We start from the raw sequence: 26,078 nt of genomic DNA, 5'->3' as shown, positions 1-26,078 counted from the left end.
AAAACGAAATACGACGAGCGAATTGCTCGTCGTATTGCTGTGGTTGTTCAACGCATCGCGCTGCTAGGTCGATATTTCTATCCGGCAAGGCGGCATCCCGCAGGGGGAGCATTCGCTCCGCCACCCTGCTGGTGATCGGAACCTGCTGGTGATCGGAAACGAAACAAGCCAGTTGAAATCGACGCGGAAAAACTAGGAAGCGACAGCAGGTTGGACGTTGATGCGGCGTCCTTCTTGGTCGAAGTAAACATTTCCTTCGATCAAGGAAAAAATCGTGAAGTCATTCCCCATGCTTACATTTCGGCCGGGGTGCCACTTCGTACCTACCTGGCGGATCAAGATGTTGCCTGGAAACACCTTTTCTCCACCAAACTTCTTCACTCCACGACGTTGGGCGTTCGAGTCGCGACCGTTGCGAGTGGAGCCCTGACCTTTTTTGTGTGCCATCGATCTACCTAATCTTCAATCAAAAAAAAGTGTGCCGACAACGCATTCCATGTTGCGCGGGGTGGGGATTTTAGCGGTAGATCCACTGGTAATCAAGCCGTTCTTCGAGATTGAACTGCTTCAAATGGTACTCGAGACGGGCAGGGTCTTCGAACGCAGGAATCCCAAGGCGAATCAAGTCCTTGTACTCTTCGATTCCATCTCCCGCACGCCAGTGGTAGATACGGAGCGTCTTTCGCTCATAACGCATCTCTCCGCTGGAATCTGTCTTCATTTTGAAGGCATTCGACAAACCGCGAACGTCCACTGCAAAAAAGTCGACGCGAGGGTCAATGTCGGTCCATATTGCCACACCCCACACGGCGTCGTCTGGGGAATCGGACTGCTTGATTTCCTGCTGCGCCATCTGGATGTGATCAAGCAATGGCTTGCCCACTCGCTCTTTGGTCTCGATGGCTGCTTTTGCAGTGGGAAGGATTTGAGCGTCCATGGCGAAATTCCGTTCCTTGCTCACCAGCGTGAAGCGAGGCAGAAAGCGGACGGCCTGCGATTTGACCGTGGCAGGGGACCCAGGGATTTCGCTGCTCTCATCCATATCGGCCCGCAAATCGCGACCTGGATATCGGACGGAGTAGACCATGTACCAAGCTACTTTGCGTTGCAGGACGCCATTGGCGCCGGGAATATCGACGAGGATGACGCGAACCGGCTTGAACGAAAACTCCAGGTACCAAACGTCGTGCCGGAAGGTGATGTTTCGAGATTTCTCGAGAAGTGTTTCGGCGGCCGATGCGAAGAAGGGCTTGTTCTCAGGAAACTCGGGGGCCGTCCAAGCCAACTCCGGGTGCTTTTCGACGAAGTCCAGGTCGAATGTTCCTGCGATTGTGTCGGTGGCATTCTCATCCGGCGGAACAACCGTCATAACCCCTTCGGCCAGTTTCCGGGGGGGAAGTGGCTTTGGGACGGAGGCGAGAACTTCCTGAGCGGAGGCGGTTGCGTGCATCCAGGCGGTTGCGACCATCGCCACTAACAAAAAGCAACGAAAAACCATCGATTTCACGCTTGATCGAGTCCTGGACGGATGGGGAAAAGTTTGCACAGCGGCGAGCGACCGCGTCTCGAAGACGAGAAGACTACTGGGAGTATAATCCGGGGGAACGAACAGCGGAAAAGAAAACTCATTTCCGACCACTTTTTTGAACGCTCGAACCCGGGAACCGCTTGCGATGATACACGACGAATGGATGGACATTTCTTCTTCCTCTGGCGCGTGCCGACGCCTTCGAGTTCGAATCGCAGGGGGAGGCACGCCGATCCTTTTGCTTCATGGCTACCCGCTCGATAGCCGAATGTGGATCCCGCTCATCGAACGCATCCAAGACCGATTTCTCTGTATCGCTCCCGATCTCCGGGGGTTCGGCGAATCCGCCGAGGAGCGATTCGGCTTCGAGCTGGCGGACTTGGCAAGCGACGCGCACGCTCTCGTGCAACGGATCGCCGCGGAAACCGCACCGATCGTTTGCGGACTTTCCATGGGAGGCTACGTCGCCATGCGCTATATGGCGATGTTTGGCGACCAAGTCGAACGTGTCGTTCTGACCAATACTCGCGGGAACGCCGACGATGCAGAGGCTCAGAAAATCCGGCGAGAAACCGCTTCGAAGGCACTTCGCGAAGGGACAGAACCAACCGTTGCGCCGATGTTGCAAAAACTTCTGTCGTCTCGTAGTTTTGCAACGCGCCCCGATTTGGTGGAATCCATTCGAGGAATGATGTTTTCCACCCGTCCGTCTACGGTCGCTTGGGCACTGATGGCGATGGCCAATCGCCCCGATTCGATGGAGGAACTTTCCCGCTGGCCGTGCCCCGTTCTTTGCATCGCAGGGCAGGAAGACCCGATCACACCTCCCGATGCTTTGCAGCGCATCGCATCTCGGATCGATGGGGCTCCGTATCGAATCGATCCCCACAGTGCTCACTTGACTCCGATGGAGTCGCCTGATTGGTTTGCTGAACAATTGGTCGCGTTTTGTTCGCCCACGCGAGCCTGATCGTTTACGCGCCAAATCTCCACTTCGCGGTGGTCTGTTTCCGAAGCGATGCGACAACATCCACGAGAACTTCGATGGTACGGTCGATTTCCGCTTTGGTATTCTCCGTGGAAACGCTGAATCGAATACCTCCTTTGACAACCTGATCAGGAAGGTGCATGGCTTGCAGGACATGCGATGGTTGGCTCGATCCGCTCGCGCAGGCGGAGCCGGTGCTGCATGCGATTCCTTTGAGATCGAGAGCCACTTGCAAGGCCTGGCGATCCACTCCGGGAAACGAAACGCTCAACGTGTGAGGCAATCGTTTTGCCTCGCGCCCCACCACGACGGACTCCTCGATGCTTCGAACGATACCAGCCTCCAACCGATCTCGAAGCATGCTCAACTTTTCCGCGCGAGCGCCCACGCTGAGAGCCTCTTCGACTGTCGCCGCAAACGCATCGCATAGGATGGGAGCTTCGGTACCTGGGCGAAGCCCCAATTGCTGAAATCCACCGAACATTTGAGGTGCGATTTGGATTCCGTGCCGCAGGATCAAGCCCCCGATTCCGACCGGGCCATGGATCTTGTGAGCGGTGACGGTCATCGCATCTGCCTTCCAGGCTTCAAAGCAGATGGGGACCTTGCCGAGCATTTGCACGGCATCGCAATGGAACAAAACTCGATGCTCTTGGCACAGCGCAGCGACGGATTCGATAGGTTGGAGGACGCCGGTTTCGTTGTTCGCGGCCATCACCGATACCACGGACACGGGAGATGAAGAATCGGCCGTCAGCATTCGGCGGAGCGCCTCCAAATCGACGAGACCTTCCCTGGTTACTGGGATCGTTTCGGTGCTCCGTCCAAGCTGTCGCAGGCGATCGGCCGCCCCCAAGACGCTCGGGTGCTCGATGGCGGAGACGAGGATCCGACCGGGGCGAAGCTCGCTCAACCCGAACAATGCAAGGTTATTGGCTTCTGTTCCTCCGCTGGTGAAGAGCAGTTGGTCTGCTCCCATCCCAGCCGTCCGAGCGCCTAATCCTGCGAGGATTCGATCGCGAGCCGCTTCGACGAGCGATCGAGCCCGCCTACCGGCCGCATGCTGGCTGCTGGGATTGGCAATCCTCTCCAAGGATAGGACGCGCATCCGCTCCGCGATGGCGGGGGCCAAAAAGCTGGTCGCGTTGTTGTCCAAATAGATCATGCCGGCACGAGGGTTTGGAGAGGAAGCGACCGCATTGAAAGGGGGAATCGACCGAGTCGGGGTCAAGCCGCTTTATGTAGGCATTGTCCCGTCGCGATCCTACTAAATCTAGTTCACCTTCGCGATTCTACCCCGTTTCGCTAGAATGCCAGCCTTTCTCTCTCGGCAACGATGGATTGTTCCCTCTTTTCGCAAGCATATGAAGATGACATCGCCGCAAAAAAGGAACCGCAACGATGGCGGCAAAGGTGGTCCCCCCCAGGATCAGCCCCACATCCTCGATCGTTCGCCTCCTTTCGATTTGGCTGCCGAAATGGGTGTTTTGGGGAGCTTGATCCTCAATCCCGATTTGACCAATGATCTTACGTTGGTTCTTCGTGCGGACGATTTTTACGACGACGCGAATCGGAAACTCTATGCAGCGATGATCGGTTTGTTCGAGGCCGGGCGGAAGATGGACGTCACGCTGCTCGTCAATGAACTGAAGGCCGCCGGGGACTTTGAGCTCGTGGGCGGGGCTGCCTATTTGGCCAAACTGGCCAACAGCGTTCCGAACGCGGCCCACGCGATCTACTATGCCGAGATCGTCCGGACCAAGGCGACGCTACGACGATTGATCGACGCATCGACGTCCATCCTCAAAGATGCGTACGATGAGACCTTTGACGCAAAAGAACTGGTATCGCAGGCGGAGCAGAGGATTTTTCAAATCCAGGACGAGCGAAACGCCAACTCCGCCGCGCCTGTGAGCGAAGTGTTGCGCACGGCCATGAACCGGATCGATATGCGGATGCAGGGGCATCAGCTGAACACCGGGGTTATGACCCACTTCACGGACTTCGATCAGATGACAGGTGGACTCCACGATGGGGAGCTGATCATCTTGGCTGCTCGCCCTGCAATGGGTAAGACGGCCTTTGCGATGAACATCGCAGAGCAAGTCGCCATGAAGGACAATGCGCCGACCCTCTTTGTTAGTTTGGAAATGGCGGCGGTCGAGTTGGTCGATCGTTTGCTTTGCTCGGTTGCCAAAGTGAACGGTTCGCGGCTGCGGGTCGGGACGATTTCGCAGGACGATCAAAAGAGACTTATTTCCAGCGCGGCCAAAATCGCAACATCCCCTCTCTATATCGACGATGCACCGAGCCGAACGGTGAGCGAAATCGCGGCTGTCGCCCGACGGATCACCCAGCAAGAGCTTCGCAAGACCGGGGGTCGCAAGCTAGGGCTTATCGTCATCGACTACCTGCAGCTCATCGAACCGGATAACCCGAAGGATCCGCGGCAAGAGCAAGTCGCCAAAATCGCGCGTCGCCTCAAGATGTTAGCCCGGGAACAACACGTGCCCATCCTCTGTTTGTCCCAGCTCAACCGTCAATCAGAAGAGAGCAAGGATCACAAACCCAAGCTAAGCCATCTGCGGGAGTCGGGTGCGATCGAGCAAGACGCGGACGTCGTCATGTTTGTGCACCGCGAAGGGTATTACCATCGCGGTGAAGATGCCGAACAGTACGCAGGCCAGGCAGAGATTATCATCGCCAAGCAGCGAAACGGTCCGGTGGGTGATGTCGAGCTGATCTGGGAAAAGGACTTTACGCGGTTCCTTAATAAGGCACCGGAGCGGCATGAGGAGTTCAACAGCTACAGTGACTTCTCAACTCCTGGTGGCTACTAAGTCCGGAACGGCACCTTACGACATTCCCACGAATCACCCGAGAGCAGCATTATGAGCAGCGGTCACAGCGGAACCTTTCGAGTCCTCTTGCAGAAAGAGCAACTGGTCTTTTCCTCCGCGCACTTCATCACTTTTGCCGGCGACATTTGCGAATGTCTGCATGGTCACAATTATGGATTGCGAGGCGAGGTTCAGGGTAAGCTCGACGAAAACCGCTATGTCATCGACTTCATCGCGTTTCGCGACACGCTGGCCAAAATCGTGAAGCGACTGGATCACCATATGCTGCTACCGACACGGCACTCCATGATCTCCGTCCAGGAAGACGGGGACGAGGTCGTCGTCCGCTTTCGAGCCAAGCGGTGGGTTTTCCCCGCTGAAGATTGCATTCTGCTCCCGATCGTGAATACCACCGCAGAAGAGATTGCGGAATGGATCGGTCGAGAGTTGCTCTCCGAGTTGTATTCCAAGATAGGGGATAGGCTCGACTGGCTGGAGATCGGAGTGGACGAAAACAATGGGCAGTGGGGGTACTGTCGATTGCCATGGTCACGCGTTTCTTAACGGATTTGAGTCCAACGAGACAAACTGTGCAGGTTGCAATGGGATCGGCCGAATCGAGGAGATGGGCCGACCTTTCTTGACTTCAGGATGGCGAAGAAGGGTCGATGGTCCGCAAAGCGTTTGCGTTCCACCTTCCAAGCATCTTGAGCCACATGCTAAAGTCCTCACCTGTGCAACTCGCCGAAGAGGGTATTCAAAAAGCCGCGGTTCTCCTCATGGCACTTGAGGAAGACGATGCAGCCATGCTGTTGTCGAAGATGCCATCCAAATACGTGGAGGCCGTCTCGCTCGCCATTGCTCAGATCGACGATATTCCGGGCCAAGTGCAGGAAGAAGTAATCGCCGAATTTTTTGGTGGTGCCCCGAGCTCTTTGATTCATGCGTGCGGCGGATTGGAACGGGCGAAAACGCTGGTGAGGAAGGCGTTCGGCAAAGATGCTGCCGACATGCTGGCCGTCTTGCAGCAGACCATCGAATCCCTGCCGTTTGCATTCCTGCAAAAGGCGGATCCGCAAAACATTCTCACCTTTATCATGGACGAGCACCCGCAAACGATCGCGGTGGTGATCTGCCACGTCCCCGCTGCAACCGGGGCGGGAATATTGAACGGGTTGCCTCAGCAGAAGCAATTGGCTGTCATCCGTCGCATCGCTCAAATGGGGCAGACGAGTCCCGAAGCGATCGCGGACATCGAACGTGCCCTCGAGTTTCGAATGTCTATGGTTATGAACCAGTCATTCCAAAAAGCCGGGGGGGTGCCTGCGGTGGCCGAAATCCTCAACGTCACAGATCGGGCGACCGAACGCATGGTCTTGGAGAACCTCTCCAAGGACAGTCCGGAACTGGTGGAAGAGATCCGACGATTGATGTTCGTCTTCGAAGACATTCAGAAGTTGGCCGACAAAGATATTCAGACCTTGCTCAAGAACGTCGAGACCAATCAATGGGCGATGGCCCTCAAGGGAGCGAGCCCGCAGCTCCAGGAGAAGGTCATGAAGAACATGTCGCAGAGAGCAGCAGAGATCCTCAAGGAGGAAATCGGGTTCCTTGGTCGCGTCAAGCTCAGCGATGTCGAATCGGTTCAGCAAAAGATTGTCGATATCGTTCGCGGTCTCGAGGAAGCAGGCCAATTGCAGCGACCGGGCAGCGATGGAGAAGAGGAGTTCGTCGCCTAGCGAGGCATGACAGGCATGTTGGAGTTGGCAACTGCTTCGGCCTCCAAGTTATCGACCGCAGCGACTTGCAGGACCTCCTCAAAGGTTGGTCCCGCTACCAGCAGCAATGGGGTGTCGGCGTCTCGTTGTTGCGCCAAAAGCCCGTGGTGGCGCGTCAACTCGAGCGTCGCAAGGAACATGGCAACCAACCCGCTTTTGTGCATGCCCAGATCGAACAGATTTTGCAATTCGACCTCACCATGATCCCGGACCAAACCATGGATCCGTTCCATGTAAACATGGATGGGCGTGTTGTCGTAGGTTAGTTTGTGCTCCGGGGCTTTCTGTTTTGCTTTGAGTATTCGACCGAACGCGCTGACCAGATCCCACACCTCGACCTTTGCGATCGGAACGTCTGCGGCATCCAATCGTCTGGGCGGTAAGTCGTTCGCAAGCCGCGGGAATCGCAATTGCCATTGGCGACTTTGTTCGTCGAGCAAACTCGCCACGTCTCGAAACCGCTTGTATTGAACCAGGCGATCGACCAGGTTTTCGACGCCATCACCGGTCTCCTGCATCGACAGAATTTGCGGCGCCTCTTCTTCGTCGTTCGGTAAGACAGCCTTGGCCTTCATCTCGATCAATTGGCTCGTAATGTCGATGAATTCACCGACTTCATCGAGATCGAGTTCTTGCAGGATCGAAACATAGTCAAGGTACTGAGCAGTAATGCGGGACAGAGAGATTTCCTCCAGCGGGAGCTCTTCCCGCCGGATGAGATAGAGGAGCAAATCGATCGGTCCGTGGTAGGCTGGCAAGTCGATTCCGAACACCGTGCTATCTCTCCGGTCCTTTGCAGTCGTTACCGAGTCATGCCCATCGAGAACGAAAAGACTTGTCGCGAGTCCGAGTCGGCATAAGCCACCGGTACCGCGAAATCGAACGCGAGAGGAGCGGGTCCCAAGGCGGGGACAGCCACTCGGAATCCAACCCCAGGTGCAACCCGGAAGTTATCCCAGTCCAACTCGATGTCTTGTTCAATCGTCCCGTAATCCACAAAGGTAACCATGCGCAGCATGTCATCCGCAGTGATGGGGAACATGTATTCAAAGGAGCCTAAGAACTGAAAACGACCCCCGAGCTGTACGCCTTGCTCAACAGGTCCTGCCCCACGGAAATCAAACCCGCGGAGCGTCGAGTAACCCCCTGCGAAAAAGTTCTCGAAAACAGGGGTGTCGGAGCCAGAGAAGCCCAAGCGAACGGCGGACGTGAACGTATGACGTCCCGTTCGGTCGGGGCGCTCTCGAACCAGAAAGTACTTGCTCCAGTTGACTTGCCCTCGCGGGAAGTCGAATTCACCGAAGTTCTGATCGTAAATCATCTCAAAGAGATGACCTTCTGTCGGCATGAAAGGGCTATCGCGAGTGCTATGCGTCAGACGAACACGCCCCGTGTACAAATCGTTGCTACCGAGAACTCGATTGAGCGCAGGAACCGTATTGACGGCTGGATCGAATATCTTGACATCTTGTCCGGTCAGTTCCGTCGTTAGAGAGAGATCGGGGGAGATTTCATAACCGAGACCAACTCGGCCACCGAGTCTTTGCTCGGACCAATCCTGGAAGAATCGAGTGAAATAGAATCCCCCCACCGAAAGGCTGAAGGGGGAATACCCAAACAAATTCGGCTCTGTCCAGTTCACGGTATAGCGTTGCACGTTGTTACCCGGCATCAGCTCAACACGAAAGTTTTGACCGGCACCGCGAAAGGCACCATTGAAAAACCCCGTACGGGAGTTTGGCCAAGCTCGAATGTCAAAGTTGCGCTCCTCGAGGATGATCTGGGCTGCAACGCCCAAGTCACTGTTTACCGATCCACCGAGGGAGAATCGGCCGGTTTGCCCCTCCTGGACATAAACGTCCACAGGTACATCACGAATAGAAGGGTTGTAACCAAAGGGAGCTCCTTGCAGAAAAGTAGTATTCGGTTCGAGTTGCCAAGGCTGGTTCAGCGGTGGCAGTGGCTGATTCATGGGGCCTGGGGCGGAGAGAGGCTGGTTAAAACGATTGTTGTCGGCGGGGATGAATCCCGTCTGCGGAGAGTAGGATTGTTGAGGAATGGGAGCTGGATAAGCGGTCGTGGTTGGAACTGGGGCCACCACTCCGTTGGGGAGCGTTGTGTAGGGCGAGCCGACAGGTGCACCGGGGTTTTGCCCGAAACCAGGTGGTGCACCGTAGTTCCCAGTGGAGGGAACCGGATAATTGCCATAGCCAGGAGCGGGGGACTGAGCGAGGAGGGGCGTGGCACTAGAGATTCCGACGATGCCAGCAATCGACCATCGCAACAGTCGCTGCCATGACGGCATTTTTGCGGATCGAGAAGAATGATATGGAAGCATGGTTAACGCTTTGGAGTGCGGTCCGGTGATTCGTCGAAAGGGAATGGCAATCAGTGCTTGGGCAGGCGGTGCTTATTTGTCTAAGTCAACGTCTTCGGGGGGTTCTACCTTGATCGTCGGCACGATGCCTTGCGAGGGATCGTTGTTGAAGATCGAGGAGAATCGAAGGCGACGTGTAGCATCCTCGACACCTTTGCTGTTGATGATGCTGCCCGGCCGAACATTCGCGAGTGGATGAAGAACGACGCGTTCCTTGGTGTAATCGCCTTCGATATGCACCCGCACATCGCTAATACGATAGATATCACCTTCACCTACGTTGTAGATGATGTCGACTTCGTTATTCAGCTGATAGACAAGCTCGCCGACGACATCGCAAAAGTAATGTCCCTGCGTCCCATACAGATCGCGGATGAATCGTTCATCAGCGGCTTTGTTGTCCAGCTGAAAGGGCTCTCCTTGCTTCGCTGACATGTAGGGCATCAATTCTGAGGGTTGGTAACGCTTCGTACCGCTGATGGCCACCGAGCGAATCTTGTATCGAACCCCTTCGTAGATCACGAAGGTGAGATCGACCCATTTTCCACTGTTGTCGTATTCCTTTCGAACATCCACACGTGCGTCAAAGTAGCCGAGCCGTCGGTAATATGCGGTCAATGTTTGGCGGTCGTTTTCAATCTTCAGATCCGACGCGCGATTGAACATCCATTTGGTCAGTCCGCCCCGCGCATCCTTGGATGAGATCTTTGCTTTGAGAAGCTCGCTGCTAAAGTCTTTGTTTCCTGCGAAGCCGATGGAATTGAAACGTTCGATGGGCCCTTCATTGATGACGAACTCCACGTCCCGTTCGCCTGGAAGCAAACCGGATACCACTTGGATATCGACTTGGTTCATCCCTTTGTCTTGGTAGTACTCGATCAGGTTGGTGCGTGCCGAATTGATCGCGATGGGGTCGAGCGGCTCTCCTTTGGCGATCCCTGCATGCTTGATCAAGGCGGCGTCGTCGACGCTCTGATTGCCTGTGAAGAGTACGGATTTGATGATCGGTCGTTCTTGAACGATCAGCTTCATGTGCACTCCACCGGACTCTTCGGTGAAGTAGGGTTCAATTCTCTTGAACAACCCGGTGCGATAAAGGGCGGCGATGTCGCGTTGAAAGGTCTCCGTGTCAAATACCCGGTCCTGCCTCGATTGCATGACGGCGAGGATCGCGTTTTCCGATACCGATTTGTTCCCCTCGATCTTGACCGACAGAATTACCGATCCGTTTTTGGCCTCTCGAGCGCGCGGACCGCCTGATTCGAAAACCCGGTCCTCAAATTTGGGCTCGCTAAACGCCGGAGCGGGATCGTTGCCAGGCCCCCCTCCCATTTGTGCATAGGTGGTGCTAATCAATGCGATTGACAGCGAAGCGGTGGCTGCGATTTGGAAAAGTGGCTTCATGACAATCTCCCTGTAAGGCGCTCGGGTGGGGAATACTTCTGTTGCTGAATACAGAATCTCGGGGGGAGGATGCAAGGTGCAGACGAGCTGTCTTTAGGCATTCTTCGAATTTTGGTTACAATTAGCACCCGCAAGCCCGTGGAAGTAGCGAAAACCATTTCGCTAACCTGCCAGGTTTGCTGAATCGCCTCTCCCTCTCCATCTTTCCTAGTCACCCCCTCTGCAATGACAGCAAATATTCGATTCTGTGCTTGGTTCCTCGCAGGTCTCCTCTCCACCGCCCACGCGGCGGACCGCTTTGTACCCGCTGAGCCCGCGACGCCTCTGCCTGAGTTTGGGCTTACGATTCGTTCCACTCCACACCGAACTCCGGCCGAGGAACAAGCAGGGTTTCACGTACCCGAGGGGTTCGTCGTCGATTTGATCGCTTCCGAGCCCGATATTTCGAAACCTCTGAATATGGCATTTGACGCCAAGGGGAGACTTTGGGTTACTCAGACGAAACACTACCCTTTTCCGGTCAAAGAGGGGGAGCCGGCGAGCGATTCGATCGTGGTCTTAGAGGATTCGGACCGCGATGGTGCGTTTGAGACCAAGCGATTGTTCGCTTCAGAGCTGAATATTCCCATTGGGATTTTGCCTGTCGACGATGGCGTCATCTGCTTTTCCATTCCCAACCTTTGGTATCTGCGAGACACCGATGGCGATGGCGTATGCGATGATCGAAAGATCCTTTACGGGCCGTTCGACACGAGCCGCGATACGCACGGGATGGTGAACTCGCTTCGCGATGGAAGGGATGGCTGGATCTACGCATGCCATGGTTTCAATAACCAATCCAATGTGGCCGGTCGCGATGGCCACCGTGTGAGCATGACATCGGGAAATATCTTTCGATTCCGCCTCGATGGAAGTCGTATCGAGCTTTATAGCCAGGGGCAAGTCAATCCGTTCGGCATGACCCAAGACCGTTACGGGAACTGGTTCAGCGCCGATTGCCATAGCAAACCTATCACACAGCTTCTCTATGGCGGATGCAATCCCAGCTTCGGTCGGCCTGATGATGGTCTTGGGTTCGTTCCGCCCATGATGGATCACTTGCATGGGAGCACCGCTATCGCGGGTTTGGCGCACACAAAGGATTCCAAGTTCCCGATGGAAATGACCGACCAGTTCCTGAGTGGAAACGTCATGACGTGCCGGATCAATCGAAATCAGATTACCTACCGAGGGGCAACGGCCCATGCGACCGAATTGCCGGACTTGTTAACGAGCGATGATTCCTGGTTTCGCCCCGTCGACCTCGTTTTCGGTCCTGATGGCCACTTGTACATCGCCGACTTCTACAACAAAGTCATCGGTCATTACGAAGTTCCGCTCGATCACCCCGATCGCGATCGAAACAGCGGTCGTATTTGGCGTGTGAGATGGACTGGTGATTCTCCTGCCGCGCCAGCAGACTCGAAGTTAACCGCTAGCGAGGATCCAAGTCTGCGATGGAGCGACCTGGAAAACCTCGATGTGACGAAGACAATCGACGCCATGCAATGGCTCGCATCCGTGCAACAACTTTCTAGTCAGGAAGTCCCCGTCGAAGGCCTGCAAGCCCTGCTTCGTACCGCCGCAAAGGTGAGCCAGTTGGAGGACCCAATATTGCAACAGACGCATGCGATCGCCCTTCGCCGCGCGATACTCTCCCTGGCCGACTCCAACCCCGTTGCGGTAAAAACGATTCTTATTGATTCAAGCCACACGTCTCAAGGTCTGCAATCGCCGGTGCTTCGTGTCTTGATTCGCGTTCTGCCGGCTTGCAGAACAACACGATGCACGGAATGGGCGATCGATCTACTAGAGAGTGGGGTAGTCAACAAGAAGGGAAGATCGGAAGAGGACGAAGGCGTGATTCGAGCTACGGTCGAAAAATTGGCGGATGTCGTCGACGACGCGACCATGGATCGTTATCTGCAATTGCTCCGACGCATGGAATCCTCTCCCAATCCTCTCTCGTTCGCGGAGCGACTCGTCGGGATCGGTGCTCGCCAACAACAATCGCGAGGCAGCCTGTCTCCCAAGCTCGTGGAGGCAGGTCATTTCGCCATGAATGAGATAGTCCAAGAGCTAAATCGTACGAACGCATCCGCGGGTCGAGCCGCACCCATTCGAGAATGGGTAGCCGTGTCGAAAGGCAACGACGATCGGAGGCCTTGGGGGGTCGAGGTGCGTCAGGTCAAAGTTATGTCGCCGACCGGCAAGGAATCGCAAGAAGCGATGCCGCTGTTCAGCAGCTTTCCGTTGGGGGAAAACTACACAGGCAGTTGGTCGACAGAACCGTTTACTCCTGGTGGACCTATCGAGCTGTCCGTGGCAGGTCACAACGGATTACCCTCCAAGCCCGATACAGGGAAGAACTACGTTCGACTTCTCGCGTGGGCACCCGAACTCAACACTTACCAAGAAGTTGCCAGAGCTTTTCCACCTCGAAGCGATATCGCGGCAACTGTTCGTTGGGGGACGGAATTGTTCGAAGGTAAATCGGTCGTCCTCGAAGTCGTCGATGGTGACAATGGCGGCAGCTACGCGTGGATCGCAATTGGGAACTTCTCGGACCCCTCGCTTCAGCTCCGGAGCGACCCAAGCGAGCTCAAAGTGCTTCGGACAATGTTCAACCTCTTCGGTGTCCCCACCGAATCGAAGGCTGTGTCGCAGTTCATCGCATCCGAGGGGCTCTCCGAGTATGCCCGTTTTGCCATCCTTCGACCGATGCTTTTGCAAGTCTCCCCGATTGAAACAGAACTGACGGACCTCGCTGCGGAGTCGCAGTGCTGGGACATTGTCCGTCTTCTTACTATTCCCAAGTCACCTCAAGATGCAGGATCCCTGCGACAGTGGGCAGCGGAATGGGAGCAACAAGCCGTAGTCCTGTTGAAGCGGATGAGCGCGGCAGGGCAGACACGCCTGGTGCGCCGACTCTCCCGATATCGCGACGCAGCGATCCGATTTACGACTTGGACTAAGCAAGGTGCTCTTTCCGTGGATGCCCTGGGCGCTCTTCCCGAGAGCTGGTGGGGTGGTCTGAGCGAAGAGGAGCAGGAGGGGTTGGCTTCATTCCGCGCTTCGCTCGCCGCCCGTGTGGATAAAAGCAAACTGATCGAATCCAAATTGGCGGAGATGGGCAGTGAAACCCCCAATCGTGAAGTAGGGATTCGCGTTTTTACGGACAAGTGCTCGCAATGCCACAAGCTTGGGACGATCGGAAACGTCGTCGGTCCGCAGCTGGAAGGAATCGGTAATCGCGGATTAGAGCGTCTTTGCGAAGACATCCTTTGGCCCGATCGCAATGTCGACGAGGCCTTTCGCGTGACGCTCGTTCGAATGGAAGACGGCGTTACCCATACAGGGCTCATCACGGACCGAACGGATGACACAATTAACCTCGTGGATCAAACCGGGAAGAAGGTGGCAATTCCCACGTCCGAGGTCGAGCAAGAAAAGCGGAGCGAACTTTCGCTTATGCCGAGCAACATGGAGCAAACCATGACGACCCACGAATTGGCCTCTCTCCTGAACTTCCTCCAATCGGCCGCCAAGAAGCAGTGAGCTGGGAGGATGAAACGGGGACAGGGCTCCGGTCCCGCGCCTGAACCGATCGGATCGCCCAGGCAAGGCCCTCGCATTCAGGTGCGAGGTCGGGCTCTCGGTCTAGAAACGAAAAAGCCCCAAAGCACCTAACTGGTCACGCCCGAAATCCAGTTAAGCACAATGGGGCAAGGTTGTGTCAGCGTCAGACAGGTCACGCCCGAGTCCCGTCTGCCACTGACATCGGTATATTAGGCGAGAGTACTCAAAAAGAAAATCGGGGTTGTTGAAAATTTTCAAATTTTTCGTGATCGAATGTTCGGTTGAAATACGGTTAGCCTCATTTGCTTAGTATTTCGATATTCCTGGCGACGTGAGTCCTTCGTCATGCCGCATTCTCCGGGGCGAAATTCTCCGTTTCTTGCGTCGGTTGGCTCCCGCGCCGGCGTCGGAATGCAGAGGATCGGAGCCAGCGGCGGTGTTCAAGGGATCGGGGTGGGGCGGAGTTCCCAGCGCTTCCGTTATTTGTCGCTCTTTGCCCGTTCGGTGGGGCTGGGTTGCTCCAGCGATCGCAGGTGTACTTTCGCGACATCGTACATGTAGCCCGGGTAATCGACGGCGACGCATTTTCGAAGGTACTTGGTCGCCTCCGCGGTATCTCCCTTGGCATCGAAATAGAGACCGAGGTAGAGATAGCCATAGAACTGAACGGACTTGCCACCTTTTTCCGTTACTTTCACTACTTCGTCCGGAGGGAGTTTACCGGCGATCATCTGTTGAACTTGCATGAGGGGTTCTCGGCGATCCAACCCGGACAGCAGGATTTCTCGACTGGCATTCTCGACGTTCGTGATTTTGGCGGCGCACAGGAAGTGCCAAAAGGCGTTTTCCACGTCGTTGGGGTTGACGGTACGGTGGACCTCAAACTGCTCTTTGCCTTCGCGATAGCGTTTTGCGTAATACAACGAAATGCCGCGTTGCCATAGATATGGTTTCGACTCGGGCTGAAGTTCGATCACTTTGTCGAAATCAGCGAGAGAGAGATCCACTTTGCCGGTGCGAAAGTAGAGCGAGCCTCGTGCGAGGAACAGTTGTTCGTCGACGGGCGATTTGCGAATAGCCGAATTGAGCTCGTCCAGGAGTTCATTGGTCGCTCCTGATTGGATCGCTTTTTCGATCCGATTGCTCCAATCTTGAGCAAGGTGTCGGTATTTCGGGGGGGCTTGTGTCAGGGTAAGGGCCATAGTCCCCAGAACGATCGCTCCGAACACAACCAATCCACCGAGCATGGGCCGATCGGCCATCCTATCCGCTTGAACGCGCAAGGTGATTCTCCTGGCTTGAAAAGTCATCGCGACGCGAAGGACAGACCCTCCCGCGAAGCGGACCTAGATTGTACAGTTTTCAAAAGTGTCGCGTCGAGTTCTCTCCCACAATAATCCATCGCGGAGATCCCATGGTCCGTAGGCAGCTTATCCGTTCGGCAAAGGTCGTGTTTCCAACCGGAGTTGCCGAAGCCAATGTTCTGATCGAAAACGGGACGATCGCTAGCGTGGATGCCCCCCCCACAACCTCCGCAGATCAAATTATCGATGCGGCGGGACTGGTTCTGTTTCCGGGATTGATCGATGACCAAGTTCACTTTCGCGAACCGGGCTTAACGCACAAAGAAGATTTGAAGACGGCGAGCCAAGCGTGCGTTGCTGGCGGGGTCACTTCGTTTTTGGAGATGCCGAACACCAAGCCTGCGGCGACGACGCAAGAAAGGATCGAAGAAAAGTACGCGATCGCATCTGCGAAATCGATCGCGAATTACGGCTTCTACATTGGAGCAACGAGTGAGAACATCGAGGAACTGAAAAAGGCAACCGGGGTGCCCGGTATCAAAATCTTTATCGGTTCCAGCACGGGGGATCTCCTCGTCGATGACCAAGACGCGTTGGAGCGTATCTTCGCAGAGACGACGCTCCCCATTTGCGCGCACTGCGAAGACGAAAGCACCGTGCGAGCGAATGCCGAGCGGCTCAAGGGGACAGACCGAGTCCGTGATCATTCGTTGATCCGCGACCACCAAGCTGCCATCATCGCGACCCGCCGTGCACTGGATCTTGCTTATCGGCATCGCCATCGTTTCCACGTTCTGCACGTGAGCACAGCCGCTGAGCTGGAGTGCATCCGAGACCACCGCCAACTCATCACTGCGGAACTATGCCCTCATCATTGGGAGTTTTGCGTCGAAGATTATCAGCAACTGGGAAGCCTCATACAGATGAATCCCTCAATCAAGAACCGCGAAGACACCGTGGCGTTATGGCAAGCCTTGCGGGATGGGGTGTTGCAGGTTGTCGCCACGGATCATGCGCCCCACACGCTGGAGGAAAAGCAGAAGCCCTATCCCGCTTCCCCGAGCGGTTTGCCGGCGGTAGAGAACTACTTTGCGCTCTTGCTGGATCGCGCCTCGCGAGGCCTCTGCACATGGGAAGAGATTGCACGATGGACCAGCGATGCTCCCGCTCGTGTTTGGGGGATACTTGGAAAAGGGCGGATCGAAGTCGGTTATGATGCCGATTTGGTCTTGGTCGATCCGAATCTCGCGAAGACCATTCGCAACGAAGAGCAGTTCACCAAGAGCAAATGGAGTCCTTGGGCCGGCAGAACACTTCGAGGATGGCCTGTGAAAACTTGGGTTGGCGGCGAGCTTGCGTTCGATACCGGTCGGGTCGTGCGAACCGAACCCGCGAAAAGACTTGCATTCGATCCGAGCCTAGGTGGCTACTGGAACACGCCTGATGGCGTCGGCCCCAATAGCCATAAACAATAGGCTGCACCTAGGTAATCATTCCGTTCATTCTCGCTAGCCAAACGAGAAGTCCTTTTTGGACGTGCATCCTGTTTCCGGCTTGAGGAAAGACGAGACTGCTTGCGGAGTCGATCACGTCGTCGGAGATTTCTTGTCCTCGGCGAGCGGGGAGGCAATGCAAGACTTTGCAGTGGGCAGGCGCTTTCGACATCAAGGTCTTGTTGATTTGATAGGGACGGAAGGCGGCGTTGCGCACGGCGGCCTCGGCTTCTTGTCCCATGCTCGTCCAGACATCCGTGTAGAGAAAGTCCGCGTCGCGAACGTAATGGTCGATATCGGTTCCTTGTTCAAAGTCCAGCCAGCCAGCGTGCTCCTTCACCTTTTCAATGTAGGACGATTGGATGTGGTATTCTTTGGGCCCGACGAGGCGAAAGCGAATACGCCCCATGGAGCAAACGTTCAAAAGCGACCGTGCGACGTTATTGCCGTCGCCGACGAATGTGATTTGTTTTCCTTCGATCTCGGGGATCGTCTCTCGCAGGGTCATGTAATCCGCTAACGCTTGGCAGGGGTGAGCATGGTCGGTGAGTCCGTTGATGACGGGGAGAACGTTGTGGCTCGCCAGTTCATCGACGGTCGATTGCGAGATAGCGCGGCAAACGATGAAGTCGCAGTACTCGGCGAGGACTCGAACGAAATCGGCGATCGACTCCCGTTCTCGCCATCCCACATCGCTGGTGAGATAGAGAGCGGTCCCGCCTAGCTGTGCCATGCCCGCTTCAAAGCTGACGCGGGTCCGCAAGCTCGCCTTCTCGAAGATCATCGCCAAGGTGCGGTTCTTCAGATGCTCGACGCGGTCGCCCGTTCGAAGTTGGTGTTTGAGTTCGCCCGCCAGCGCGATGATTTGGTGAAATTCGTCGAGAGTGAGATCGAAGAGCGATCGAATATGCTTCATGATCAACTACGTTGGGGAAATGCGCGTAGCAGGGGATTGGCGACTCTGAACGATTTCCGTTCCGACGCCAGCGGTGGTGTAGATTTCTAAAAGAAGGGAATGGCGCAGTTGCCCATCGATGATGTGCACTTTGCCTACGCCGCGGTGAAGAGTCGAGATGCATGCCTCGACTTTGGGAATCATCCCCCCCGCGATGACGCCGTCGGCGATCAATTGCTGGGCTTCCGCGGCGGTCAAGGAATGAATAACGCTCTCGGGATCGTCTTTGACTCGTCGGACGCCGTTCACGTCGCTGATGAATATCAGCTTTTCCGCACCCAGCGCTTCGGCAACGGCCATCGCGGCGGTGTCCGCGTTGACATTGTATTTCTGGCCGTTCTCGTCGATGCACATCGAAGGAATCACAGGAATCTGTTCGGTATAGGTCAACGCTTCGATGGTCTGTCGATCGACGCGAGTGACATGGCCGACATAGCCCAGATCGATGGGTTCGGAACCCGGTTCGTCCAAAAGAAGCTTCTCGCCGAAGAGGACGTTGGTGGTGCGAAAATTCAAATTCATGGCGCGCCCGCCGAGCCGCTCGATCTCCGCCGTCAATTGCTCGTTCAATTCATAAGCCAGCGTTTGTTCAACAATCTCCAACGTCTTGGCATCTGTATAGCGCCGACCCTGGATCCAGACCGGCTCTATCGACGCCTTCTCCATCGCCTTGTTGATCGACGGGCCGCCACCGTGGACCACCACCGGACGCATCCCCACCGACTCCATGAAGATGATGTCCAGCAAGGTATGTCGCATTGCGTCGTCATTGCCCATCAGCGATCCACCCAGTTTGATCACCGTCGTTTTGCCGCGGAATCTGCGGATCCACCCCATCGCTTCGATCAAGGTGTCCGCTTTCGCAATCGCTTCGTGAGGTGCTTTCACTGCCGGTTCCTAATCATGAACATTCACTTCTGCCGTTTTCAAAACGGGAGATCCACAAACACTCAGTCGGAAAATCAAGATCGCCGATTCGAACAAAATCCGGATCGGCGACACGTTCTTTTTCTTTTTGCATTTCGAACTGATTGGTCCCGGCGAAACAACGGCAAAAACATGCCGCGGCGAGCCCGGGGTCCAAGCCCCCAATCGCTGTCGTCGAATGGCGGAAAACCCAGCATTTTAGGCCCCCTCGACGCCCATTGTCAATCGGGGGCAAACAGGTCGCGTCTTAACCTCCAACTCGCATGCTTGTCCGCAAATCGTCTTGCCCGAGTCTTGTGATACCAAAAAAGTCACGTTTTTTTCTCCGTTTGTTGAACGGATCGTCCCCCGGATCGTCACTATTGAAGTCAGTAGCCCATCCTTCCCCCCCAACTTGTGTGTACGCGGCGCCCGTAGAATGAGCTGAACTGATGCGACTGACTCTTCGAACTCTTCTTGCTTATCGCGACGGAGTCCTGGATCCGAAAGATAGCCAGGTTTTGGAAAGCAAATTGAGAGAGAGCCCCACGGCTCGTCATATCTCTCAACGGATCGACCAAAGTTTGCGGAATCCGAAGTTGGCTCCAATCCCAATCGATGCGAAGGAACCTGGGTTCGACGCTAATCAGATCGCGGAGTACCTGGACGATACGCTTCCCACCGAAGAGATTCCGGATCTCGAGCGACGGTGTTTGGAAAACAATGCGTTGTTGAGTGAAGTAGGAAGTTGCCACTCGATCTTGGCCAAGGCGTTAACGCAGACGGTCGAAATCCCGGACCAATTGCGTGAGCGAATCCATGTCCTGCCAACCCAGCCGGATGCGTCCCCCGGTCGATTGCGGATCGAACGAGTCGATGTGGGAACAAATTCGCTTCGTAGCGATCCCGGGTCCGGTCAGAATTCCAACGCGAGCAGCAGGTCGAGGGTAGAGGCAATCTCCCCTGCTACCATGCGAACGGCGCCCGCGGATTCGCGGGGTTCAGGAATCGAATTGAGCGAAGGGCTCGGACATCAAGTACCCGAGTATCTTCTCGGGAGTGATCGAAGTTGGTTGAGGAATGCGTTGGCGGTCGCTGGCCTGCTCGGAGGTTTAGCCGTCGTTGGCATCTTGGCGTTGGGCCCGACTGACCGGCTTGCCCAAATGTTAAAGCCTCACGCGGCATCGACGGAGCAAAGCGACACACCGCCCGTCCTGATCGACTCTGCTACCGATACGACCGCCGCACTGGACACTTCCTCGGCGAACTTGAACCCATCTTCGACCGATACTGGCAACCCTTCCGATAACCAACCTAGCAACCAATCCGGCGTGGATCCGAAGGTCCAGCCCCCTGCTGGGACCGACACATCTCCATCGGTCAGTCCGACGCCCGAATCTCAGAATGAACCCCCTACGGCCGAAAAGGGATCGCCGGTTAGCGTCGACGGTGCCAATCCCGCTCTGACCGAGGAGGGAGCGAGCCAGCCATTGAGGGAGGCGATTCAATGGCTTCCTGCATCGGCCGAATCATCCGAAGCGATCGTGATGGTTCAATTTCCCTCGGAGAAGAAGGAGGAGTGGATCGTCGCCAAAGGGGGGATGCAACCGCAGGGAGGGTGGTGGGTCATTCCAACCGCACAGCGCACCGAGTTCCGACTGCCTGGTGGAATCCGCGCAATGATTTGTGGCGAAACCGAATTGCGAGATGCGTCGACCTTCGAACCCAATGGAACGAGTGAAAATTCACACGTCGCTGCTTCGGTTCCGTATGGACGGCTTATCCTTTTTCCAGCCCCTGGGCATACCAAATTGGACATCGCTACGCCGATCGGTGTTCTCAAAGTTGACTTCGCTGACAAAGACTCCAGTTGTGCCTTGGAGATTCGCCATGCGTGGAGAGACTGGGTTCCCCCCTCGAACCTACCTCGAGAAGTTCCGACCGCGTTTGCAACGGCTCTCGCCGAATCAATTCAAACTCAATGCGTTATCGAGTTGATCGGATTGCAAGGCTCGTTTCAAGCCTCGTTAGACGCATCGAATGGACTTCCCGCTGGTCAACCAATAGCCGTGGAGGTTGGAGACCGCGTTGTTCTATTCCCCTCCAAACCTGCCATGGTTGGCCCACTGGATCTCACCCCCGATTGGTTGCGGTCGAGTGTGGAACGTCCGATCGATCAACATGCTGCTCGAGATATCTCCAAAGGATTGGCGACCGGGGAAGGCTCTTCGTTGGAGTTGATTCGGCAGCTGACAAGCCACAGGAAGGGGGAGACTGCCTCGATGGCTACCCGGCTCCTCGCCCAACTCGGGGACTTTTCCGCTCTCTCGGGTCCGAACGGACTGCTGATGAGGAAGGGAGTTTTTGTCCATTCTTCCGCTTGGTTAAATAAAATGCCTTGCTTCGTTCATTCAAAAGAAAGAATCTTGAGTTTGGTCCAGAGTTTTGTTCAGGGGGAACCAGAACGAGCGGAGACGTTGCTCAGGCTGCTCATCCCCTACAGCAACGCTCAGTTGGTGGATGGGGGAGATCGATTTCTGGTGGAGGCTCTCGCCAGCGGACTTCTTGACGAACGCGTCCTAGCGATTACCCAGCTCTCCGATCTGACGGGCAAAACATTTAGTTATCACCCCGAGAAAAACTCAGCGGATTCCATGCAGCAGTGGCGCAAGCTCCTCAGCAGGTCGGAAATTCGCAGGCTTGAATCGACGGTTGGACCTTAAGAACGGGGCCAAACCCTTATCAACCTTTTCCTCATGCCAAATGGACTGATGATGATTGCTGTGCACCGCCCGAACTTTATCCTGGGAATCGTACCGCTTTTTGTCCTTTCGTTTTCTGCGTGGGTGCACGCCCAGCGCAATGTGGTCACGACCCCGTCACCTGGGGGGACCGTCGTCATCCAACAGTCAGGGGGACTACCACCCGGCGCTGTAGTCGTTCCAGAGGGGGCTCCTGGTCAGCCTCCCGGAGGTCCCGCTCCTGGGGGACAGCCACCTGCGATCGGCCCAGACGGAAAGCCCATCCCACCTGGTGGCCCGAATCCTCCGGGTGGGAAAGGTCCGGATGGGAAGGGGCCAGGCGGGCCCTCCGAGCCGATCAAACGGACCAGCACACCTCCCGAACCACCCAACAAGAAAGAGTTTGAAGTTCGACCAGACGAGAAAGGGATGGTTCAATTTCAATTTCGCAATCAGGCTTGGCCCGATTTACTTCGATGGTTGGCCGAAACCTCAAACCTTTCCCTCGATTGGCAAGAGCTTCCCAGCGACTATCTCAATATCGCCACTCAGCGGAAGCAATCGCTCGAGGAAACGCGCGATCAATTCAACCGTCATTTGCTAGCCCGGGGCTTCACGATGTTGGAACTCGACGGGATGATCCAAGTCGTCAAGACTGCGGGGATCAACGTCTCGCTCGTTCCAAAAGTACCACCGGAAGCCCTTGAGTCCTTACCACCCAACCGGTTCGTTCGAACATCGTTTGCCTTGACGACGTTGATAGCGAAGGAAGCGGCTCTCGAATTCAAACCGTTGGTGAGCGCGAATGGGACGCTGAATCCACTCGACTCTACCAATCGGCTGGAGGCCATGGACTCCGCCGGCAATCTGTTCGAGATCTATCGCATTCTTCAAGAAGAGCAGTCGGACGAAGCGCAGGAGAGTCTCGCGCGCGAGTTCGAACTCGAATTTGTCCGTGCCGCCGACGCGCGTGAACAGATCATTAGTTTTCTCGGATTGGAAAACAAAACGAATCGCGCTGCATCTGGCAGATTGAGCCCGCAAGAATTGATGATGCAGCAGCAGGAAATGCAAATGCGGATGCAGATGCAACAACAGCAGCAGCAACAACAAGGAGGGAAACCACCCGCTTCCGCTGCAAGCAACGAGATCTATGTCGTCGCCAACGCGCGGCGCAACAGCGTGATCGCACACGCCCCACCGGACAAGATGGCAGTTATCGCGGCATTTCTGAGACGAATTGATGTGCCAAACGAAAATTCCGCCAGCCTCCAGAGCATCGAGACGCGGATGAAGATCTACCGGCTCATGAGTCTGGACCCAAAACAATTCGTCACGTCGATCATGGCGATGGACGCATTGGAACCCACCACCAAACTGGAGGTGGACGAAAAGAATCGAGCGATCATTGCTTATGCCTCCCTGAGCGACCAGTTGATTATCCAACAAACCTTGGACCGACTCGATGGTTCCGCCAGAGACTTTGAGGTCATCCAACTGAGGCGATTGCGAGCCGAAGATGTGGCGGGAACGATTAAGTTCTTGATGGGAAAAGAAGAACCCAAACAAGACGATCGAAATCGCCGCATGTTTTTCGACCCCTTCGGATACTCGCGACAACAAGAACCGACCAACGAAGATACCTTCCGAGTCGGCGCCAATAGCCAAGACAATCAGCTCTTGCTTTGGGCCAACGAAGTGGAAATCCAAGAAGTGAACAAGCTGCTTGTGAAGCTCGGCGAGATTCCACCCCAGGGATTGCAAAGAAGCCGGGTTCGCACCATCGACGCTTCTCGCTCCGCCGAGACAAAAGAGTACTTGAAACGCCTCCAGGAAGCTTGGTCGAAGGTTTCTCCCAACCCGCTTGTTCTGCCCGACGAAACCGAGTTTGAAAAGAAGGATGCCCTCAACACGCCGCCGGAAACATCGGCAGAGGCCACGTCCGCCACCTCGCAGAGCAAAGCCAATTCCCAAGACAAATCCAACATCGAGAATAAAGTCGAGGGGGCAGGCAAAACGGAAGATGCGGGAAAAGCGGAGGAGACGGCCAAGCCCAATGCAGAAGAGAAGCCTGCCAAGAAATCAGACGCCGATGTCACCCTGAAACAACGAACCGCGAACGATGCCATCCCGGGAGGGCGGCTCTCGATTCATCAGGAATCCGAGGGAGAGACTCCGAAAGGGAGTGCAACGAGTTCCAAAGAGCCCAATTCGTCAGAGGTCACTACTGCATCGGGCACGCCCTCGAATGCATCGGGCACGCCTGCGGAAGCATCGGGCACGCCTGCGGAAGCGATCCGTATGCAATTTGACGAGCGTGGTAATCTAGTTCTTACCGGCAATGATCTCGACGCCCTCGACCGGCTTGAACAGATGATGCTCACCAATGCGCCTCCGCTCAAACGCTATGAGGTTTTCTATATCCAGAATGCCCGGCCATCCTGGGTAGAGCTGAACTTGAAGGATTACTTTAAAGACGACGAACCTGAGAAAGACTCCAACCCCTTCGCGTTCATTTTTGGTTTTGATTCCGGGCCAAAGAGCAAAACGGAAGATCCTCAGCTCGGCAAAAAACGGCAGCTGCGATTCATCAGCGACATCGACACCCGCTCGATCATTGTGATTGGAGCCGACGAACAGCAATTGAAAACCATTCGCAGCTTGATCAAGCTCTGGGACGTCCCCGAGAAAACGAATCGTCAAAAGTTGCGATTTACCAAATTGGTTCGGATCGAACATTCCCGTGCGGACTCCATTGTCGAGGCGATCAAGGACGCATACCGTGATCTTCTCAGCACAAACGATAAGGCCTTCAGCAAAGAAGCGGCTGGGGGCAACAAAGAATCCAAGCACGAAGCATCCACAGAAACGGTAAGCGACAGCGGTGGATTGAACTTCAGTTTTACGGGCCGCCTTTCGATGGGGATCGATCGCATCACCAATTCGGTTATCGTGTCCGCCGAAGGGGAAGATTTGCTCAAACTGGTGATCGAGATGATCAAGGAGTTGGATCAAGCGGCTCAGCCATCGGGGGCTGTTCAAATGATTGAAGTTGGTGGTACAAATTCGGAAGCGATGGAGCGGGCGTTGAAGGCTTTGATTGGACCGAAAGATGTCCAGCGCGCTCCGCAGCAGCCAGGTATGGAAGGGCAACAGCAACCCAACATGCCAAATCAATTTCAACCACCAGAATCGCAGGGAAATGCGAAGGGACGCAGTCGACGAAATGGGTAACAGCCAGGAAATTGCATACGGTCAATCCAACGCCCTCCAAGGGCAATTGGCCTTGGTTACAGGCGCCGCGCGCGGCATCGGGGCAGGGATCGCCAAAGCTCTGGCAGCAGCCGGAGCCGATGTGGCCATCAACGACATCAATCCTGCCGACGAAACCGTGGCAGTTTGCCAAGCCATGGGGCGCCGAGCGGGAGCGTTTCTTTGTGACGTGTCCGATCGTCAAGCGGTCGAGGCGATGGTGGATCGGGTCGAAAAGGAGATGGGACCGATCTCCATTTTCGTCTCCAATGCGGCGTATAGCGATCGAGAATTGTTTTACCAAGCGTCGATGGAGGGATTCCAAAAGACTATCGACGTGTGCATGTGGGGACCTTTTTACCTCACACGCGCTGTTGCCAACCGAATGATCTCGCGTTCCCTCGCGGCTGAACCCGATACGTTCCGCGGGAACATTGTCGTCGTGAGTTCGCCTCACGCTTACAAACCGATTCCTGGCGCGATGGCGTACAACATGGGCAAAGCAGCCATCGATCAAATGGCCAAAACCGCAGCCGTCGAATTGGCGGAGTATCGCATTCGTGTCAATATTATCCATCCTGGCTGGACCGACACCCCTGGCGAGCGCAAGTTCTTCCATGAAGACGAGCTGATGGAACGCGGCAAGTCGCTACCTTGGGGAAGGCTGGCCCAGCCCGAAGACTTAGGGCATGGCGTGGCGTTTCTTGTCGATCCTCGCAGCGATTACATTACCGGTGCGACTCTTTCCATCGATGGCGGTATCGTGCTTCCATTTCAAGAAATGTTCCGCGTCAAAGACCGACCCGCGGGAAACTCCTAATACGATCGCGTCCCAAAAATTTCGTCTCTTCGCAGAATCCCTTCCAAGATCTGCCTATTCCCTTCGAATCGCTG

General features: G+C 55.5%; 18 protein-coding genes. 9 read left to right on the top strand and 9 right to left on the bottom strand.

From position 1 onward, the window contains the following. Positions 1-192 precede the first annotated feature (192 nt). Entirely contained in the window at positions 193-447 is a 255-nt protein-coding gene (gene rpmA / locus VN12_RS03665; RefSeq protein WP_146675559.1) for a 50S ribosomal protein L27, read from the bottom strand. A gap of 70 nt (positions 448-517) precedes the next feature. After that, positions 518-1,498 carry a hypothetical protein gene (locus VN12_RS03660; protein ID WP_146675558.1) on the bottom strand — a complete coding sequence of 327 codons (981 nt, stop codon included), beginning with the start codon at positions 1,496-1,498 and terminating at the stop codon, positions 518-520. A gap of 175 nt (positions 1,499-1,673) precedes the next feature. Between VN12_RS03660 and VN12_RS03655 the strand changes: the two genes are divergently transcribed. After that, positions 1,674-2,498, top strand: a complete 825-nt coding sequence (locus tag VN12_RS03655) for an alpha/beta fold hydrolase (RefSeq protein ID WP_146675557.1) — start codon at positions 1,674-1,676, stop codon at positions 2,496-2,498. A 4-nt stretch (positions 2,499-2,502) separates the two neighbouring features. Here the strand turns inward: VN12_RS03655 and VN12_RS03650 are convergent, their stop codons facing one another. After that, complete coding sequence (locus VN12_RS03650; protein WP_146675556.1) at positions 2,503-3,681, bottom strand: cysteine desulfurase family protein; 1,179 nt, start codon at positions 3,679-3,681, stop codon at positions 2,503-2,505. Positions 3,682-3,886: 205 nt separating this feature from the next. Here VN12_RS03650 and dnaB point away from each other — a divergent pair, with 205 nt between their 5' ends. The 3 genes from dnaB (at position 3,887) to fliG (ending at position 7,095) form a co-directional block, all read left to right on the top strand. Beyond that, a complete protein-coding gene (gene dnaB / locus VN12_RS03645) occupies positions 3,887-5,356 on the top strand; it encodes a replicative DNA helicase (protein ID WP_146675555.1) in 1,470 nt (489 codons plus the stop codon). Positions 5,357-5,407: 51 nt separating this feature from the next. Then, positions 5,408-5,920: a 6-pyruvoyl trahydropterin synthase family protein gene (locus VN12_RS03640; protein WP_146675554.1), complete on the top strand. Its 513-nt coding sequence runs from the start codon at positions 5,408-5,410 to the stop codon at positions 5,918-5,920. A gap of 152 nt (positions 5,921-6,072) precedes the next feature. Next, positions 6,073-7,095 (top strand): flagellar motor switch protein FliG, encoded by a 1,023-nt coding sequence (gene fliG / locus VN12_RS03635; protein ID WP_146675553.1) that lies wholly within the window; start codon positions 6,073-6,075, stop codon positions 7,093-7,095. Here fliG and VN12_RS03630 read toward each other — a convergent pair. The 3 genes from VN12_RS03630 to VN12_RS03620 form a co-directional block, all read right to left on the bottom strand. Further along, positions 7,092-7,907, bottom strand: coding sequence for a segregation and condensation protein A (locus VN12_RS03630; protein ID WP_146675552.1), 816 nt, complete (start codon positions 7,905-7,907; stop codon positions 7,092-7,094). The two genes, fliG and VN12_RS03630, sit on opposite strands and share 4 nt — an antisense overlap. A gap of 29 nt (positions 7,908-7,936) precedes the next feature. Continuing rightward, entirely contained in the window at positions 7,937-9,439 is a 1,503-nt protein-coding gene (locus VN12_RS03625; RefSeq protein ID WP_168164200.1) for an outer membrane protein assembly factor, read from the bottom strand. Between the two features lie 105 nt (positions 9,440-9,544). Continuing rightward, positions 9,545-10,915 carry an outer membrane protein assembly factor gene (locus VN12_RS03620; protein WP_146675550.1) on the bottom strand — a complete coding sequence of 457 codons (1,371 nt, stop codon included), beginning with the start codon at positions 10,913-10,915 and terminating at the stop codon, positions 9,545-9,547. Between the two features lie 225 nt (positions 10,916-11,140). On the opposite strand from VN12_RS03620, the gene VN12_RS03615 reads away from it, so the two are divergent. Beyond that, a complete protein-coding gene (locus VN12_RS03615; RefSeq protein WP_146675549.1) occupies positions 11,141-14,512 on the top strand; it encodes a PVC-type heme-binding CxxCH protein in 3,372 nt (1,123 codons plus the stop codon). Positions 14,513-15,012: 500 nt separating this feature from the next. Here VN12_RS03615 and VN12_RS03610 read toward each other — a convergent pair whose 3' ends face one another. Beyond that, complete coding sequence (locus VN12_RS03610; protein ID WP_168164199.1) at positions 15,013-15,816, bottom strand: hypothetical protein; 804 nt, start codon at positions 15,814-15,816, stop codon at positions 15,013-15,015. A 131-nt stretch (positions 15,817-15,947) separates the two neighbouring features. On the opposite strand from VN12_RS03610, the gene VN12_RS03605 reads away from it, so the two are divergent. Next, positions 15,948-17,312, top strand: a complete 1,365-nt coding sequence (locus tag VN12_RS03605; protein WP_146675547.1) for a dihydroorotase — start codon at positions 15,948-15,950, stop codon at positions 17,310-17,312. Between the two features lie 7 nt (positions 17,313-17,319). Here the strand turns inward: VN12_RS03605 and argF are convergent, their stop codons facing one another. Further along, on the bottom strand, positions 17,320-18,246 hold the full coding sequence (argF, locus tag VN12_RS03600; protein WP_146675546.1) for an ornithine carbamoyltransferase: 927 nt from the start codon (positions 18,244-18,246) through the stop codon (positions 17,320-17,322). 6 nt (positions 18,247-18,252) lie between these two features. Next, the gene (argB, locus tag VN12_RS03595) at positions 18,253-19,122 is read right to left on the bottom strand and encodes an acetylglutamate kinase (RefSeq protein ID WP_146679780.1); all 870 of its coding nucleotides are present in this window, start codon (positions 19,120-19,122) and stop codon (positions 18,253-18,255) included. Between the two features lie 521 nt (positions 19,123-19,643). Between argB and VN12_RS03590 the strand changes: the two genes are divergently transcribed. The 3 genes from VN12_RS03590 to VN12_RS03575 are packed head-to-tail and all read left to right on the top strand — an operon-like array spanning position 19,644 to position 26,004. Then, positions 19,644-21,914, top strand: coding sequence for a hypothetical protein (locus VN12_RS03590; RefSeq protein WP_146675545.1), 2,271 nt, complete (start codon positions 19,644-19,646; stop codon positions 21,912-21,914). Positions 21,915-21,947: 33 nt separating this feature from the next. Continuing rightward, positions 21,948-25,166, top strand: a complete 3,219-nt coding sequence (locus VN12_RS03580) for a secretin N-terminal domain-containing protein (RefSeq protein ID WP_205855178.1) — start codon at positions 21,948-21,950, stop codon at positions 25,164-25,166. Beyond that, positions 25,135-26,004 (top strand): SDR family NAD(P)-dependent oxidoreductase, encoded by an 870-nt coding sequence (locus VN12_RS03575; RefSeq protein ID WP_240491311.1) that lies wholly within the window; start codon positions 25,135-25,137, stop codon positions 26,002-26,004. The genes VN12_RS03580 and VN12_RS03575 overlap by 32 nt, the downstream gene beginning before the upstream one ends. Positions 26,005-26,078 lie beyond the last annotated feature (74 nt).

It is taken from the genome of Pirellula sp. SH-Sr6A, from assembly GCF_001610875.1.
In the GTDB taxonomy this organism is placed as follows: Bacteria; Planctomycetota; Planctomycetia; order Pirellulales; family Pirellulaceae; genus JBKCUI01.
This window is presented reverse-complemented; position numbering and strand designations above follow the sequence as displayed.

Bases quoted from the DNA above. Each gene is read 5' to 3' on its own strand.
- rpmA (WP_146675559.1), bottom strand. From the start codon at position 447: ATGGCACACAAAAAAGGTCAGGGCTCCACTCGCAACGGTCGCGACTCG.
- VN12_RS03660 (WP_146675558.1), bottom strand. From the start codon at position 1,498: ATGGTTTTTCGTTGCTTTTTGTTAGTGGCGATGGTCGCAACCGCCTGG.
- VN12_RS03655 (WP_146675557.1), top strand. From the start codon at position 1,674: ATGATACACGACGAATGGATGGACATTTCTTCTTCCTCTGGCGCGTGC.
- VN12_RS03650 (WP_146675556.1), bottom strand. From the start codon at position 3,681: ATGATCTATTTGGACAACAACGCGACCAGCTTTTTGGCCCCCGCCATC.
- dnaB (WP_146675555.1), top strand. From the start codon at position 3,887: ATGACATCGCCGCAAAAAAGGAACCGCAACGATGGCGGCAAAGGTGGT.
- VN12_RS03640 (WP_146675554.1), top strand. From the start codon at position 5,408: ATGAGCAGCGGTCACAGCGGAACCTTTCGAGTCCTCTTGCAGAAAGAG.
- fliG (WP_146675553.1), top strand. From the start codon at position 6,073: ATGCTAAAGTCCTCACCTGTGCAACTCGCCGAAGAGGGTATTCAAAAA.
- VN12_RS03625 (WP_168164200.1), bottom strand. From the start codon at position 9,439: ATGCCGTCATGGCAGCGACTGTTGCGATGGTCGATTGCTGGCATCGTC.
- VN12_RS03620 (WP_146675550.1), bottom strand. From the start codon at position 10,915: ATGAAGCCACTTTTCCAAATCGCAGCCACCGCTTCGCTGTCAATCGCA.
- VN12_RS03615 (WP_146675549.1), top strand. From the start codon at position 11,141: ATGACAGCAAATATTCGATTCTGTGCTTGGTTCCTCGCAGGTCTCCTC.
- VN12_RS03605 (WP_146675547.1), top strand. From the start codon at position 15,948: ATGGTCCGTAGGCAGCTTATCCGTTCGGCAAAGGTCGTGTTTCCAACC.
- argF (WP_146675546.1), bottom strand. From the start codon at position 18,246: ATGAAGCATATTCGATCGCTCTTCGATCTCACTCTCGACGAATTTCAC.
- argB (WP_146679780.1), bottom strand. From the start codon at position 19,122: ATGGGGTGGATCCGCAGATTCCGCGGCAAAACGACGGTGATCAAACTG.
- VN12_RS03590 (WP_146675545.1), top strand. From the start codon at position 19,644: ATGCGACTGACTCTTCGAACTCTTCTTGCTTATCGCGACGGAGTCCTG.
- VN12_RS03580 (WP_205855178.1), top strand. From the start codon at position 21,948: ATGCCAAATGGACTGATGATGATTGCTGTGCACCGCCCGAACTTTATC.
- VN12_RS03575 (WP_240491311.1), top strand. From the start codon at position 25,135: ATGCGAAGGGACGCAGTCGACGAAATGGGTAACAGCCAGGAAATTGCA.